Below are 14426 nucleotides of genomic sequence, written 5' to 3' on the forward strand. Positions count from 1 at the left end.
GAATCGGTCCCGATCCGCCACCGCCGGGCACGGGTCGCCCATCCGACCGCACCCAGACGTGAGGGGTTCGACGTTGAGGTTCGTGATCGCAGTCAACGGCAGTCGCGGCGATGCCCAGCCGGCCGTCGCCCTGGCCGCCGAGCTCGTGGGCCGGGGCCACACGGCGACTCTCGCGCTGCCACCCGACCTGGTCGACTTCGGCAGCGGCGCAGGGGTTCCCACCGAGTCGTACGGGTCGAGCACCCGTGCCCTGCTCGACTCGGAGATGGTCCGGGAGGACATGCGGTCGAAGAACCCCCGGACCCGGTTGCGTGCGGTGTCGGCGATGTCGGTGCGGGACGGCCGGGCGATGCAGCAGCGGTTGCTCGAACTCGCCGACGGCGCGGATGCGATCATCGCGAGCAGCGCCGGTCAGGAACGCGCCCACAATGTCTCGGCGGTCCTCGGCATCCCCCACATCCCGTTGCACTACTGCCCCATCCGGCGCAACAGCTCGGTGTCGTTGCTCGCGCACCTGGGCATCGACGCCCCGGCGATCGTCAACGACCTGAGCTGGCGCGTCGCCGAACGCGCCCTGTGGCTCGCCACCCGCTCGGCGGAGACCACGCTGCGGGCCGATCTCGGACTGTCGCCGCTGAACCACCCGTATTCCGAACTCATCGGCCGTACCGGCGTTCCCGAGATCCAGGCCTACGATCCGGCCCTCTTCGACGGACTCGCGACCCAGTGGGGCCGGCGCCGGCCGCTGGTCGGGTTCTTCACCCTTGCGGCCGCGCAACGCGCCGGGGTGGGCGACGCCGGACTCGACGGGGCCTCGGGAGCGGGGACGCTGGCCGACTGGCTCGACGCCGGCGACGCCCCGGTGTACGTCGGCTTCGGCAGCATGCTGCCCGCCGACCCCGACGGTCTGGCCGATGCATTCCGGACCGCAGCGCGGCGACTCGGGATCCGCCTGCTGGTGTCGGGCGGCTGGAGCGGTTTCATGTCGACCGAATCCGGCTCTGCCACATCTGAATCCGAGGCATCGGGACTCACGGATGCGATCCGCGTCGTCGGACACGTCGATCACGACACCGTGCTGCCGCGGTGTCGGGCCGCGGTCCACCACGGCGGCGCGGGTTCGGTGGCCGCCGGGTTGCGTGCCGGCCTGCCGACGCTGATCACGTGGGTCGGCGCCGATCAGCCGATCTGGGGCCGGGCGGTGAGCAAGGCCGCGGTCGGGGCCACGCTGCCGATGGCTCGGGTGACAGCGGAGTCGCTGATCGGCGCCCTCGACACGATCCTGGACACCGAGGTCCGGGGACGGTCCGCCGAGCTCCGCAGTCGACTCATCGCCCCCGACGAGGCCGTACACACGGCGGCCGACATCGTCGAGGACACGGTGCGCGTCACGACGGTGCGCGGCGCCGGCTGATCCCGGAACGCCGACCGACCGCCCGACCCTACGGGAGGACTCGATCGGAACCACCGCCCCGCAACAGGTTTCGCGGGTCGACGCGCCCGGTCCGGGAGTCGTAGGACCGCAACACGACAAGTCGTAGCGCATGCGCGACCGTGATAGCGGGCACGTACACCGCCGCCGAACCCGCTGCCAACCCGAAGCGACGGTGCAGCAGGAACGTTCGCGGCAGGAAACTCATGTAGCGGACGAACGGCACCATGCCGGTCTCCATCCGGCGCGGTGACACCCCGACGGTCAGCGAGCGGAGAAACGCGTTACGGCCCCCGGCGTCACCGACACACAGTCCCATGTCGACGTCTTCGAAGATGTTGCGTCGCATGCTGACACGGTCCCGGATCCGCACCCAGGTCGCACGGCGCAGCACCATGTTCGAGCCGTACAGGACAGGCACCTCGGACACGGACTTCTCGCTCCGCAACTTGTTCAGCGGGTGCAGCCGGGTCTTCCACCGGTCGAACCTGCCGGCGAGCGGCACGTCGTAGGCCTCCCCGCGCCCGCACAGGGCCGCCCAGTCACCGCGGACATCCGCGGTGAAGAACTCCACGATCGTCCGCGCCCAGTCCGGCGGCACCCGGGTGTCGGCGTCGATGCGGGCGATGAGATCACCGGTCGCGGCGTCGAGTCCGGCGTTGCGCGCGTAGACCAACCCCTGTCGTGCTTCGTCGATCACCCGGACACGGGGATCAGCCGAACACCAGGCATCGATCACCGCCCGGCCGCCGTCGGTCGAGTTGTTGTCCACCACCACGATCTCGGTGATCTGGTCGAACTGTGCGGCCAGGCGGGTCAAACAGTCGCCGATCGTGTCCTCCTCGTCGAAGACCGGGACGACCACCGAGAAGGTGAGCGGCGTGCCCATGATGGCTACTCCTTGCGCTGATCGGTTCGGTGCGGACACTCAGGTCCGCCGCATGTAGGTCCGCAGGGTCACCGGCACCACGACGGCGAGGACGGCCGCCGCGCCCACGAGCGTGTAGGCGATGTCGGTTCCCACGTCTTCGCCCGCGGCCAGTCCGCGCGCTGCCGTGACGAGATGGGACACCGGATTCGCCGACGCACAGGCCTGCATCCATCCGGGCATGGTGTCGATCGGGACGAGGGCGTTCGACACGAAGGTGATCGGCATCAGCACGAGCATCGAGACGCCCTGGACGGTCGACGCCTTGTCGAGCAGGACGCCGAGCAGCGCGAAGATCCAGCTCAGCGAGAATGCCACCACCACGATCAGGACGCAGGCGACCGCGACCCCCACGGGGCTCGCCGGCCGGTACCCCATGATCACCCCGACGCAGACCGTGATGGCCGAGGCCACCACGTACCGCAACGTGTTGGCCACCAGTGCGCCGGCCAGCGGCGCGATGCGCGCGATCGGCAGCGACTTGAACCGGTCGAACACCCCGCGATCGAGGTCCTCGCGCAGCTGGACGCCGGTGACCACCGACGCCGCGACACACACCTGGACCAGTACGCCGGGAATGAGCAGCGGCAGGTAGCCCACCACGTTCCCGGCGATCGCGCCGCCGAAGATCGAGGAGAACATGACCGTGAACACGATGGGAAGCACGATGACGTCGAACAGCTGCTGCGGGTTGTGTTTGATCTTCAGCAGGCCACGATGGGTCATGGTGAGTGACTGCATCACCGCGGCGGTCGGCCGAACCCGGTCGTGGGGTTCGGCCGGGGCGTCGCCGGCGGCGAGTGCGCTCGGCTGCAGGGAACCGGTGGTCATGCGCGGGCTCCCGCCGAATCCGCCTGTGCCGCCATCGGTGCCGATCGCGTGGGGTCGCCCCCGTCGGTCAGCGCGAAGAACACCTCGTCGAGGGTCGGGCGTACGACGTTGACCGAGGTCAGCCCGAGCCCGCGCGCGCGGAGCGCACCGAGGATGTCGGCGAGGGGATCGATGTCGGACATGGGCAGTACGAGGATGCCCTCGCCGCGCGCGATCGTCGCCTCGCCGTTCGCGGTGAACGGCGCGCACACCTCTGCCGCGGCGATCAGATCGTCCGCATCGGCCAATTCGAGTTTCACACTCATGTCGCCGACTCCGGCTTTCAATTCGTCGGCGGTCCCGTCGGCGACCACCCGGCCGCGATCCATGACCGCGATGTGATCGGCGAGTTCATCGGCCTCGTCGAGATATTGGGTGGTCAGCAATACGGTCGAACCGCGCGACACCATCTCACGAACCGTCTGCCACATCTGCGCCCGCGTCCGTGGGTCGAGTCCGGTGGTCGGCTCGTCGAGGAACAGCAGGCGAGGCCGGGTGATCAGCGAAGCCGCGAGATCGAGGCGCCGGCGCATCCCGCCGGAGAAGTGCCCCACCCGGCGGGTGGCGACCGCACCCAGCCCGAATTCCTCGAGCAGTTCGTCGGCACGGACCCGGGCGCGGCGACGCGACGAACCGATCAGGCGACCGAAGATCATCAGGTTCTCGCGGGCGGTGAGATCCTCGTCGACCGAGGCATACTGCCCCGTGACCCCGATCAGCGATCGAACCGCCGTCGCCTCCGCGACGACGTCGTGCCCGAAGATCCGGGCGCCCCCGGCATCCGGGCGCAGCAAGGTCGCGAGCATGCGCACGGTGGTGGTCTTGCCCGCACCGTTGGTTCCGAGCAGGGCGAACACCCCGCCCGCGGGTACGTGGAGGTCGACGGCGTCGACAGCACGCGTCCCGCCGTACTGCTTGGTCAGACCGTGGGCCTCGATGGCCGGGACGGTCGTGGACATGGCACCCCCGATGCGTGTATTTGACTTCGAGTGGGCCCGCTCGCTCCGCTGCCGGCACCCTTCTCGGCCCACGGTAGGTGAGCTCTCCGGACGCCGCAACGTGACCTGTCCCGGCATACCGTGCTGCCCGGCAATGCATTTCGGCGCAACGCGGCCTGACCGCGCATTCCCTCCGATGCCACCCCTGTGCGGCAGCCGCTCGTCATGAGTTCTTTACATGAACGCAACGAAACGCCCTTGACCGCAAGGCCGAACACCCAATTCGGATCAAAAACCTCTGTCTCGCAGCGCGATTCCGACACCGACGGTGCGTCCGTGCACACCTGGACACCGTCCCCGTGATCAAGCTCACGGACTCCTGCCGCTGCACGTGTCCGATGTGACCGCTTAGGCTCGGTTCAGACACAGGCGACCGTGATGCGGTCCGTTCGACCGGAGAGACCTCCGGGACGTCGTCGGACAAGGTCGTGCGCGTGCATCGGGGTACGGGCGATTCCTGTTGTCTCAGATCAGAACTCATGGGCCGGGGGGCCATGCCGGCGAAGGCATGGCATGGCGTCGCGGCCCGAGAACGGATGACCGACGCATGGACGACCGCGAATGAAGTTCACCGAACTGTCCGACTATCCCGTCCCGCCCGGGACGGTGACGATCTGGACACCGACCACACGCGCGGATTCCGCGGGCTGGCACACCGATCCGCGACCGTTCACCTACGACCAGACCGCCTCGATACGACGATCGACCGCCTACGACTCCGACGAGACCTCCTGGCTCGGGGCGGTTTTCGAGATCGACGACGATCTCGACGACGAGCACTTCGATGCCTGCCTGCGCGGGTGGATCACCAGGCACGAAGCCCTCCGCTCGACCTCGGACCCGACAGCCGACGACCCGCACCACGGCCGCCGCACCTACGGCGGAGCGCATCTCGGCGTCGACGCCGAGGCGGTCGGCGGATTCGACTCCGGGGACGACGTCCGCGAGCTGCTCACCGCGGTCTTCGACACCAGGCTCGCGCCGACGCGGTGGCCGCACTGCATCGTGGCCACGATCGAATCCGAGCGCGGCTTCACCGTCGCCTTCGCCGCCGACCACGTGGTGATGGATGCGTACTCGATCCTGTTGAGCATGAGCGAGATCCGCCGGCTCTACCTCTCCCCACGGCGCGGCTCGTCCACCGAGATGGCGGAGGTCGGCAGCCACCTCGACTTCAGCGTCCACGATCGGGCGGTGGGACTCGGACTCACCGTCGATCACCCCGTCGTCGCACAATGGCGCACCTTTCTGGACAGCTCCGCCGAGACCCCGGGCTTCGACCTCCCGCTGGTCCGTCCGCACCTGCAGACCCGGGACCGTGCGCGCACCCCGCGCCAGCGCGGCATCTCCGAGTATGTCGCCACCGACAACCAGGCGACCTTCATGACCTCGACGGCGCGTGCGCGCGGACACGGTACTCAGACCGCGGTGTTCGCCGCCCTCGCGGTCACCCTCCGCGCACTCACCGGCCGGGCCACGCTGCGGCTCACGATGCCGATGCACACCCGATCCGAGGCACGGTATGCCGGGTCGGTCGGCTGGTATGTCGGTCTGGCGCCGCTCGAGGTCGACCTCACCGCCGCCCACACGTTCGACGACGCGCTCGACGCGACCGCGGCCGCCATCGACGCCGTGCGCCATCTGCCGTCCTTCCCCTATCAGCGCATCGTCGAACTGCTCGGTAGCGGCGGCGAACCCGAGTTCGTGGTGTCGTATCTCGACATCCGCCACGTCCCCGGGGCGGCCGAATGGGAGGCGGCCCGCGCGCAGATCCTGCGGGGCGGCTCACGGTCGGACCGCGAGGTCTACCTCTGGATCGCGCGTGTACCCGGCGGGATCACCCTGTCCGCCCGGCATCCCGGCCATGACCCCGCCGACGCGAGCATGCGCGACCTCGTCACGACCTACGCGACAGTGCTGCGAGTGCTCGCCACCACCGGCACCGGACTGGCCCTGTCCTCCTACACCCACGCGAACTTCGCCGGCGCCACCGCGATCGACGGCGCCCGCCCCGCATGACCGACGAGAGGACCCGATGAGAATCACGGCCATGGGCAACTGGCGCCCACAACCGGGGACCGCCGTGCGATTCGATCCGACCGAGGCGTGCCGCGAGGCCGCGGCGGCCACTCCCGCCCACACCGCACCGGTGACCTTCCTGGCCCAGAACCACGTCCGCGGTGCTGCGGTGGCCCGGGCCGCGGGCCGTACTCATCGCGGGTACCTGGGATCGGGCACGGAGATCGACGGCGACCTCGACACCGTGGCACTCGGGACCGCCCTGACGCTCTTCGTCCGGCGACACGAGGTGCTGCGCACCTGGTTCGAATGCCGCGACGGAGAGGTCACCGCCCATGTCGTCGAGCCGTCCGACATCGAGTTCGAGGCACACGTCGACGGCGAACTGGCGAGCACCGAGGACATCCACCCCTATCTCGTCGACCGATTCGACCGCGAGACCCCGAGCGACTCCTTCCCCGGTTTCTCCTTCGGAGCCATCCGCCGCCCGGGCGGCTTCGCCATCTTCCTGGCGTGCGATCACGCGCTCTCCGACGGCGCCTCACAGGCCCTCGCCCTCGACGAGATCGCGCAGATCTACGCCGAACTGATCCGGCCGGACGGGCACGGCCACCCCGAGTCGGACCCCGCGACGCCCGCCGCCGGGAGTTACTTCGCCTATGCGGCCGCGGAAGCGGAGGTGACCGCCGTGCATCTGGCCGGATCGCCCCAGACCAGGGCATGGCAGGACATCTTCCGACGCCACGACCTCCAGATGCCGCGTTTCCCACTGGACCTCGGCCTGGGGCCGGGAGAGACAGCGCAGGTGGCCGGGGTCGAGGTCTCACTGCTCGATCGTGCCGGCATCGTCGCCTTCGACGCCGTCTGCCGGGCGGCGGGGGGTCGGTTCGTCGACGGCATCTACGCCGCCATCGCCGTCGCGGACCGGGAACTGGCCGGCGCCGACGACTACTACGGCATGACGGTGTTCAACACCCGGGCCGCGCTCGACGGGTACGCGACGTCGCAGGGATGGTTCTGCAACTTCGCCCCGGTCGAGTTCTCCCTCGCCGGTGCGTCGACGTTCTCCGAACTCATCCCGGCGGCTCATGCGGCCCGTCGCCGCGCTCGTGACCTGGCCGCCGTCCCGGTCGCCGCCGCACTGGCCGCCATCGCCGCCGCCGGGGCCACCCCGGACGCGATCATCACCGCACCGAACCTGTTGTCGTACATAGACTTCCGCTGGTTCCCCGGCACCTCGCGCGAGGCCTTCCGGCGCGGTGCGCTGTTCACCGGGGAGGGGCGCACGGCCAACGCGTCGGCGTGGATCAATCGCGACCACGACGAGCTCTACCTGGGTAGCCAGATCCCGGGCACGCGCTTCGCCGAGTCGGTGGCCCGCCCCTACTACGAGCGGCTACGCGACATCATGACCGACATCGCCGCCATCGGCGACCGGCGGATCCAGGCGCCGGCGGCCGGTTCCGGGCGATCTGCCCCGCCCACCGACACGGCGCTACGCAGAGGAGCGTGAGCGGGCGTGCACGTCACCACCATCGATCGCTACTGCCCGCCCGCCGGCGAGCTGTTGACCTGGACCGTGGACGTCTCGGCCGCCCGGCCCGAGATGTCCGACGTACCACCGTCGTTCAACCAGACCGTGCACCTGGCCACGGCCGGTGACTCGAGTACGTGGCTGGCCGCCGCGTTCACCGTCCGCGGGCGCGTGGACCGTGCGGCGCTCGGGTCCGCCTACCGGGCGCTCATCGCCCGGCACGGCACCCTGCGGTCGTCGTTCTCGGCGGGCCCCGCGGGAATCCGGCGACACGCATACGATCCGGACGACCTGGTCCTGCACCTCGGCAGCGTGGTCGACACGACCGCCGACACCGTCCTGCGCGACCGGCTTCGTGACACCCTCGATCACGCGTGTCACCCCTTCGGTTACCCCGCGTTCCTGTTCGCGGCGATCGACCGCGACGACGCGTCGACGATCATCTGCGGATTCGACCACTCCCATGTGGATGCCTACTCGATCTCCATCGTCATCGACGACCTGCACCGGTTGTACGACGGATTCCGTTGCCACGGCGAGCTTTTCGATCCCACCGCCCTGGCGATGAGCGGGAGTTTCGTCGACTTCTGCGCCGCGGAGTCACAGGCGCCCCCGGTCGCACTGTCCGACCCGCGGATGCGCCGGTGGCTTCGGTTCTTCGACGACCGGGACGGCACACTGCCCACCTTCCCGCTGGATCTCGGGGTCGAACCCGGCGCCACCGCGCCACAGGCCACCGAGGTGCGCGCACTCCTCGACCGGCGGGCGACGGAGCAGTTCGCCGAGTTGTGCCGGCGCAGCGGCGCGAGCGTGTTCGGCGGGACGCTGGCCGCGATGGCCGACGCCGTGCGCCGCTGCGGCGGCGGACCCGAACTGCCCCTTCTGTTCCCGATGCACACGCGACGGGAAGAGAGGTGGCGCAACGCGGTCGGATGGTTCACCACCAATGCCCCGCTGCGGGTCGTGGGCACCGGCGACCTGCTGAAGACGATCCGGCGTACCGGGCCCGAGCTCCGTCGCGCGGTCGCGCTCGGCGAGGTTCCCGTCCCACAGGTGATCGAGGCGATGGGCGGACTCCGTCGCACCCGTTCGGACATCTTCATGGTGTCCTATGTCGACTACCGGCTGCTCCCCGGCGCCGACCGGCACCGGACCATCGACGCCCACCACATCTCGAACGCGACCACCGCCGACGACGCGCAGTTCTGGATCTCGCGCACCGACGACGGACTCGCGCTGCGCGCCCGGCACCCCGACACGCTGACCGCGCATCGCACCATCCGCCGGTTCACCGACGAGCTGATCCGCACCCTGCGGGCGGGCGTCGAACTGGCGGCGGCCGGCGACACCGACATCGAGGAGCTGGACGGAGGCGCGGACACCGCGCACGTGGTCGGTCTCTGATCACCAGGTTTGAGAGGTCGCGAGGGGATGGTCGGTCTCGGCCTGCTCCTGCGCGGTCGTTCGGTCCCAACCGGCACCCGCCGCACGGGACCGGTCGGCGGTCAGCGGATCTGAACCCGGTCCCCGGCCTTTACTGGATCGTCGCCGCCGCAGGGCGGGAAGCGCGGCGGTGATCAGGGCGAGCAGTTCGTCCCGGGTGAGCGCTTCGGCGTCGATCGGTTCGGCGGTGAGCCAGCGGATCGTGGTCTCCTCGACGAACGCGATCCAACCGTGCACGCTCATCTCGACGATCGGCGTCACCTCGACCCCGAACACGGGGGCATGGTCGAGAACCCGGCCGACCATCACCTCGCGGGTGCGGTCGACGACCTCCCGCATCGCCGCGTCCGAACTCGACGCGCCGCGGATCAGCGCGGTGTAGGCGGTCCGGTTCTCGCTCACGTAGTCGACGAAGGCCGCCATCGACGCGGCCAGGATCGCGATCGGGTCGCCGAGGGACTCGTCCGGCTCGGTGCGGGCGAGCATCCGGTCGGCCTGGGCCTGTGCGATCGCGACGTGGAACTCCTGCTTCGACGCGAAGTAGTGGAACAGCAGGGCGCGCGACACCCCGGCGGCATCGGCGATTGCGTCGATCGTGATCTCCTCCAACGGCCGGTCCCTGACCATCGCGAGCCCGTAGTCGATGAGCTGGTCACGACGTGCCTCGGGACTCATGCGCGTGCGCTTGTGCGGCGCGCGCCGGTGGTCACCTCCGTCGTCGCCGGTCGTCTCGCCGCTGATCGTCTTGCCGTTGATCACCGACACCGCGCACATCCTCGTCTACTGGCCACGCGGCCAGCCTACCCTCTATTGAGGGTTGTTCAATAGCTATTGACACGTGTTCAGTACCACCTTATGGTGACACCATGACAACGAACGATGTAGAGATCGCCATCATCGGTGCCGGCTTCTCGGGTCTGGGCGCCGCGGTCCGTCTCAAGCAGAACGGTTTCGACGACTTCGTCCTCCTCGATCGCGGCAGCGACTTCGGCGGGACCTGGCGCGACAACACCTACCCGGGCGCGGCCTGCGACGTCCCCTCGCAGCTCTACTCCTTCTCGTTCGCGAAGAACCCCACCTGGTCGCGGTCCTACTCTCACCAGCCCGAGATCCACGACTACATCAACGGGGTCGCCGACCGGTTCGGAATCGGCGCGAAGGCGCGCTTCGGCACCGAGGTGACGCGGACCGCATGGAACGAGGACGAGGGCCGTTGGATCATCGACACCCTGCAGGACGGCAAGACCGATCAAGTGCGGGCACGAGTCCTGGTCGGCGGTGTCGGCCCGCTCTGCGAGCCCAACCTCCCCGACATCGAGGGCATCGAGTCCTTCGAGGGCAAGATCGTGCACTCCGCGCGCTGGGACAACGACCACGACTTCGGCGGGCAGCGCGTCGCGGTGATCGGGACCGGCGCGTCGGCGATCCAGCTCGTTCCCGAGGTCGCGAAGGTCGCCGGGCGCCTCGACGTGTACCAGCGGACCGCACCGTGGATCGTCCCCCGCACCGAGCGCGCCTACAGCTCCGTCGAGCACTGGGCCTACAAGAACATCCCCGGGTACCAATCCGCGGTCCGCGGTGGCATCTACGCCGCCAACGAGGTCGTCGCGTTCGGTCTGACCTACTCCCCCAAGGCCCTCAAGCCGGTCGAGTTGCTCTGCCGCGCCAACATCCTGCGCGGCATCGGCCGCGACGCCGAGCTGCGGCGCAAGGCCACCCCGACCTTCCAGGTGGGCTGCAAGCGCATCCTGCGGTCCAACGACTGGTACCCGGCCCTCGCCCGCCCGAACGTCGATCTCGTGACCGACGGCATCGACCGCATCACCCCGACCGGGATCGTGTCGAAGGACGGCACCGTCCGCGAGGTGGACGTGATCGTCGTCGCCACCGGATTCCACGTCACCGACTCCCCCGTGTTCGAGAAGATCATCGGCAAGGACGGCCGCAGCCTCGCGCAGGTGTGGAACGAGATCGGTATGCAGGGCTACAAGGGCTCGTTCGTCCACGGCTTCCCGAACATGATGCTGATGGTGGGCCCGTCGACCGGGCTGGGCCACACCTCGATGGTGTACATGATCGAGTCGCAGCTGAACTACCTCGTCGATTACCTGAAAACCTCTCGCGCGCTGGGGATCACCCGGACCGAGGTGAAGCTGTCCGCCCAGCAGGAGTTCAACGCCGGAATCCAGCACAAGCTGCGCAACAGCGTGTGGGTGAACGGCGGGTGTGCCTCCTGGTACAAGGACGCCAACGGCAACATCACCACGCTGTGGCCGGGCTTCACCTTCGCGTTCCGGCAGACGACCCGTTCCTTCGACGTCGCCGCCTACGATGTGACCCGCGGTGCCCGGCGATCCGCCGCACCCGCGGTGCCGGCCGCTTCCGCCACCGGCGACGACATCGCGTCGCCCGCCACCGCCAACGCCTGACCGAACCCACCCACAGGAGACAAGACATGAAGGACTTTCGCGGCAAGGTCGTCGTGATCACCGGCGCCGGTTCGGGAATGGGCCGTGACATCGCCGTCAAGCTCGCGCGTCGCGGTGCGCGGCTGGCCATCTCCGACGTCACCCCCGACGGCCTGGCCGTCACCGAGAAGCTGGTGACAGAGGCCGGCGCCGAGGTGCATTCGCAGCTGCTGAACGTCGCCGAGCGCGAAGCGGTACTCACCTACGCCGACACCGTCGCCGAGCACTTCGGCGTGGTCAATGTCGTGTTCAACAACGCCGGCATCGCCCACCACGGTGAGATCGAGCGCACCGAGTTCAAGGACATCGAACGGGTGATGGACGTCGACTACTGGGGAGTCGTCAACGGCACCAAGGCGTTTCTGCCGCACGTGATCGCGTCCGGGGACGGGCACATCGTGAACACCTCGTCGTTGTTCGGCTTGCTGGCCGAACCGGGCCAGGCCGCCTACAACTCCGCCAAGTTCGCGGTGCGCGGATTCACCGAGGCGCTGCGGCAGGAGATGATCATCGCCAAGCACCCGGTGGAGGTGTCGTGTGTGCATCCCGGCGGGATCAAGACCGCGATCGCCCGGAACGCCACCGTGTCCGGGGATCACGACCAGAAGGCCACGGCCGCGTTCTTCGACCGCTACCTCGCCCGGATGACGAGTGAGGATGCGGCCGAGGTGATCATCGAGGGCGTCCGGAAGAACAAGGCACGCATCTTGGTCGGCACCGACGCCAAGATCCTGGACCTCTCGGTGCGCCTCGTCGCCTCGAAGTACCAGTGGGTGTCGGCGAAGCTCACGGGCTGGGCGCTGTCGAAGGCGCGCTAGGCGCCGGGGTCACACACGGGTCGTGACACCGACACGCGGTCGGGGCGTGTCGGTGTCACGGCGCCGGGAGCGAAGCGAGCGGGCCGAATGAGCACGGCGCCGGGAGCGAAGCGAGCGGGCCGAATGAGCACGGCGCCGGGAGCGAAGCGAGCGGGCCGAATGAGCACGGCGCCGGGAGCGAAGCGAGCGGGCCGAATGAGCACGGCGCCGGGAGCGAAGCGAGCGGGCCGAATGAGCACGGCGTTGTCGTGTCTTCCCTACAGCCCGTGTTCGCCCAGCCAGGCCAGCGCGACGTCGCGCGGGTCCGCACCGCCGTCGACCTCGGCCGCCATGGTGGCGAGATCGGCGGTCGTGATCTCGCCCGCCACCTTGTTCATGGCCTTCACCTGATCGCGGTTCAGCGCCGCGGAACGGAACACCGGGACCAGCACCTCCGCCCGCGGACCCGACTCGTCCGCGGGTTCGGCAGCCGCGGCACCGTCCGCGGTGTCGCCGCCACCCGGTGATGTGCGGAGCGCCTGGACCTCCGACGACGCCCCGTCGGCGTCCTCGCCGGCGATCTCGAGGGGGGTCAGCAGTCCGACCGCGCCGCCGTCGGCGGCACGTCGGAGCACCTCCTCTCCGGTGGCGGTGACCTCGACCGGACCGAAGGCACAACCGGCGTCGGCGAAGGCACGCATCGTCGAGTCATCGGGTTCGGCGACGGCCACGATCGGCAGGCCCGCCGGCAGTCGGCCGCAGTCCTCGAGTCCGGTGGCGCCGACGTCCCCGGCGAGGGCCGTCGACACGAAGATCTGCGGCGCCGCCGATACCGGCGTCTCATCGCCGACCGAAACCCCCTGCGGGAGTGAGCGGTTCAGGTCGTTGTAGACGTCCTCGGCGCCGATCGCGGTAGACGACGGGGACAACAACGTCAGCAGTTCCCCGGTGAAAGCCGGGAAGAGATCGAGCGCAGCGCGGTCCATCTCGTCCAGCAGCGCCGGCGCGTCGCCACGGAGCTGGTCACCGGACACCACCGATCCGGAATTGCGCAACGCACCCGCGTACACCTCGGCCATCACGCGCATCGCCGGATCCTCCGACGAGCCGATCACCACCCCGCGTGGTGGGGACGACGAGTCGTCGGCGCACCCGGCGATGACCACCGCCAGGACGACGATCAGACCGGCCACCGTGATGAGACGTTTGCGGACACGACGTTCAGTCACCCCGCCACCGTATCCGCAGCACGTCCCACGTCCGAACGAGGCGGGTCCCCGGGTCGGCTCACGCTCCCTCGGCAATGAATCCCATGACGGAGTCGGCGATGAGCTGCACGGCGATCGCGGCGAGGAGCAGGCCCGCGATCTTGGCGAGCAGCGTGATGCCGCCGATGCCCAGGATGCGGATGAGCGCCGTCGAATAGCGCAGGACCAGCATCACCACCAGGTGAACACTGACGATGGCTGCCGCGATGGCCAGATAACCACCCGATCCGGCGTCGACGCCGCTCACACCGACGATGACCGCGGCGATGGCACCCGGTCCGGCGAGCAGCGGGGTGCCGAGCGGCACCAGCGCGACGTTGACGTCGTCGGCGGCCGTGGGCTTGCCGGCGTTGCCGAGGCCGGTGAGCAATTGCAGCGCCACGAGCAGCAACAACAAACCGCCGGCGCCCTGCAGCGCCGGGATCCCGATGTGGAGATAGTTCAGGATGGCTTTGCCGGCGACGGCGAACACACTGATCACCAGGAGGCTGACGAGCGGCGCCTGCCAGGCCGCGCGCCGCCGGTACTCCGGCGAGCGTTGACCGACCAGGCTGAGGAACAGCGGGATCTGGCCAGGCGGGTCCATGATGACGAGCAGCGTGATCAACGTCGTCGTGTACACCGTGACGTCGAAGGACACGTTCGGAGAGTGTACGGGGCCCGCCGGGT

General features: G+C 69.3%; 11 protein-coding genes and 1 pseudogene. 6 read left to right on the top strand and 6 right to left on the bottom strand.

What is annotated here, in order from left to right:
* Positions 1 to 82: 82 nt before the first annotated feature.
* Positions 83 to 1414, top strand: a complete 1332-nt coding sequence (locus Q9R39_RS04660; protein ID WP_231742518.1) for a glycosyltransferase — start codon at positions 83 to 85, stop codon at positions 1412 to 1414.
* A gap of 28 nt (positions 1415 to 1442) precedes the next feature.
* On the opposite strand, the gene Q9R39_RS04665 is transcribed toward Q9R39_RS04660, so the two are convergent.
* Genes Q9R39_RS04665 through Q9R39_RS04675 form a run of 3 tightly spaced genes read right to left on the bottom strand, consistent with a single transcriptional unit; the run spans position 1443 to position 4189 of the window.
* Positions 1443 to 2321 (bottom strand): glycosyltransferase family 2 protein, encoded by an 879-nt coding sequence (locus Q9R39_RS04665; protein ID WP_058252728.1) that lies wholly within the window; start codon positions 2319 to 2321, stop codon positions 1443 to 1445.
* A 39-nt stretch (positions 2322 to 2360) separates the two neighbouring features.
* A complete protein-coding gene (locus tag Q9R39_RS04670; protein WP_269554203.1) occupies positions 2361 to 3191 on the bottom strand; it encodes an ABC transporter permease in 831 nt (276 codons plus the stop codon).
* Positions 3188 to 4189 carry an ATP-binding cassette domain-containing protein gene (locus Q9R39_RS04675; RefSeq protein WP_065632819.1) on the bottom strand — a complete coding sequence of 334 codons (1002 nt, stop codon included), beginning with the start codon at positions 4187 to 4189 and terminating at the stop codon, positions 3188 to 3190. Before Q9R39_RS04675 ends, Q9R39_RS04670 begins: the two co-directional genes overlap by 4 nt.
* Positions 4190 to 4789: 600 nt before the next feature.
* On the opposite strand from Q9R39_RS04675, the gene Q9R39_RS04680 reads away from it, so the two are divergent.
* From Q9R39_RS04680 to Q9R39_RS04690, 3 genes are read left to right on the top strand one after another with little or no spacing between them, the layout of a single operon-like run.
* The gene (locus Q9R39_RS04680) at positions 4790 to 6247 is read left to right on the top strand and encodes a condensation domain-containing protein (protein WP_247451892.1); all 1458 of its coding nucleotides are present in this window, start codon (positions 4790 to 4792) and stop codon (positions 6245 to 6247) included.
* Between the two features lie 16 nt (positions 6248 to 6263).
* Positions 6264 to 7760, top strand: a complete 1497-nt coding sequence (locus tag Q9R39_RS04685) for a condensation domain-containing protein (protein ID WP_211538103.1) — start codon at positions 6264 to 6266, stop codon at positions 7758 to 7760.
* 6 nt (positions 7761 to 7766) lie between these two features.
* The gene (locus tag Q9R39_RS04690; protein WP_211538105.1) at positions 7767 to 9185 is read left to right on the top strand and encodes a condensation domain-containing protein; all 1419 of its coding nucleotides are present in this window, start codon (positions 7767 to 7769) and stop codon (positions 9183 to 9185) included.
* A gap of 150 nt (positions 9186 to 9335) precedes the next feature.
* On the opposite strand, the pseudogene Q9R39_RS04695 reads toward Q9R39_RS04690, so the two are convergent.
* A pseudogene (locus Q9R39_RS04695) lies at positions 9336 to 9899 on the bottom strand (TetR/AcrR family transcriptional regulator); the annotation flags it as partial.
* A gap of 191 nt (positions 9900 to 10090) precedes the next feature.
* On the opposite strand from Q9R39_RS04695, the gene Q9R39_RS04700 reads away from it, so the two are divergent.
* Both Q9R39_RS04700 and Q9R39_RS04705 read left to right on the top strand, forming a co-directional pair.
* A complete protein-coding gene (locus tag Q9R39_RS04700; RefSeq protein ID WP_058252722.1) occupies positions 10091 to 11653 on the top strand; it encodes an NAD(P)/FAD-dependent oxidoreductase in 1563 nt (520 codons plus the stop codon).
* 26 nt (positions 11654 to 11679) lie between these two features.
* The gene (locus tag Q9R39_RS04705) at positions 11680 to 12510 is read left to right on the top strand and encodes an SDR family oxidoreductase (protein WP_058252721.1); all 831 of its coding nucleotides are present in this window, start codon (positions 11680 to 11682) and stop codon (positions 12508 to 12510) included.
* Positions 12511 to 12767: 257 nt separating this feature from the next.
* Here Q9R39_RS04705 and Q9R39_RS04710 read toward each other — a convergent pair whose 3' ends face one another.
* Together Q9R39_RS04710 and Q9R39_RS04715 are read right to left on the bottom strand one after the other, a co-directional pair.
* Positions 12768 to 13718: a glycine betaine ABC transporter substrate-binding protein gene (locus Q9R39_RS04710; RefSeq protein WP_058252720.1), complete on the bottom strand. Its 951-nt coding sequence runs from the start codon at positions 13716 to 13718 to the stop codon at positions 12768 to 12770.
* 58 nt (positions 13719 to 13776) lie between these two features.
* A complete protein-coding gene (locus tag Q9R39_RS04715; protein WP_058252719.1) occupies positions 13777 to 14397 on the bottom strand; it encodes a MarC family protein in 621 nt (206 codons plus the stop codon).
* Between the last annotated feature and the right edge of the window lie 29 nt (positions 14398 to 14426).

The organism is Gordonia sp. AC31 (assembly GCF_031844505.1).
Taxonomy (GTDB): domain Bacteria; phylum Actinomycetota; class Actinomycetes; order Mycobacteriales; family Mycobacteriaceae; genus Gordonia; species Gordonia hongkongensis.

What these genes read in the sequence shown, in the direction of transcription:
- Q9R39_RS04670 (WP_269554203.1), bottom strand. Translation starts at nt 3,191, where the DNA reads ATGACCACCGGTTCCCTGCAGCCGAGCGCACTCGCCGCCGGCGACGCC.
- Q9R39_RS04700 (WP_058252722.1), top strand. Translation starts at nt 10,091, where the DNA reads ATGACAACGAACGATGTAGAGATCGCCATCATCGGTGCCGGCTTCTCG.
- Q9R39_RS04685 (WP_211538103.1), top strand. Translation starts at nt 6,264, where the DNA reads ATGAGAATCACGGCCATGGGCAACTGGCGCCCACAACCGGGGACCGCC.
- Q9R39_RS04680 (WP_247451892.1), top strand. Translation starts at nt 4,790, where the DNA reads ATGAAGTTCACCGAACTGTCCGACTATCCCGTCCCGCCCGGGACGGTG.
- Q9R39_RS04675 (WP_065632819.1), bottom strand. Translation starts at nt 4,189, where the DNA reads ATGTCCACGACCGTCCCGGCCATCGAGGCCCACGGTCTGACCAAGCAG.
- Q9R39_RS04665 (WP_058252728.1), bottom strand. Translation starts at nt 2,321, where the DNA reads ATGGGCACGCCGCTCACCTTCTCGGTGGTCGTCCCGGTCTTCGACGAG.
- Q9R39_RS04705 (WP_058252721.1), top strand. Translation starts at nt 11,680, where the DNA reads ATGAAGGACTTTCGCGGCAAGGTCGTCGTGATCACCGGCGCCGGTTCG.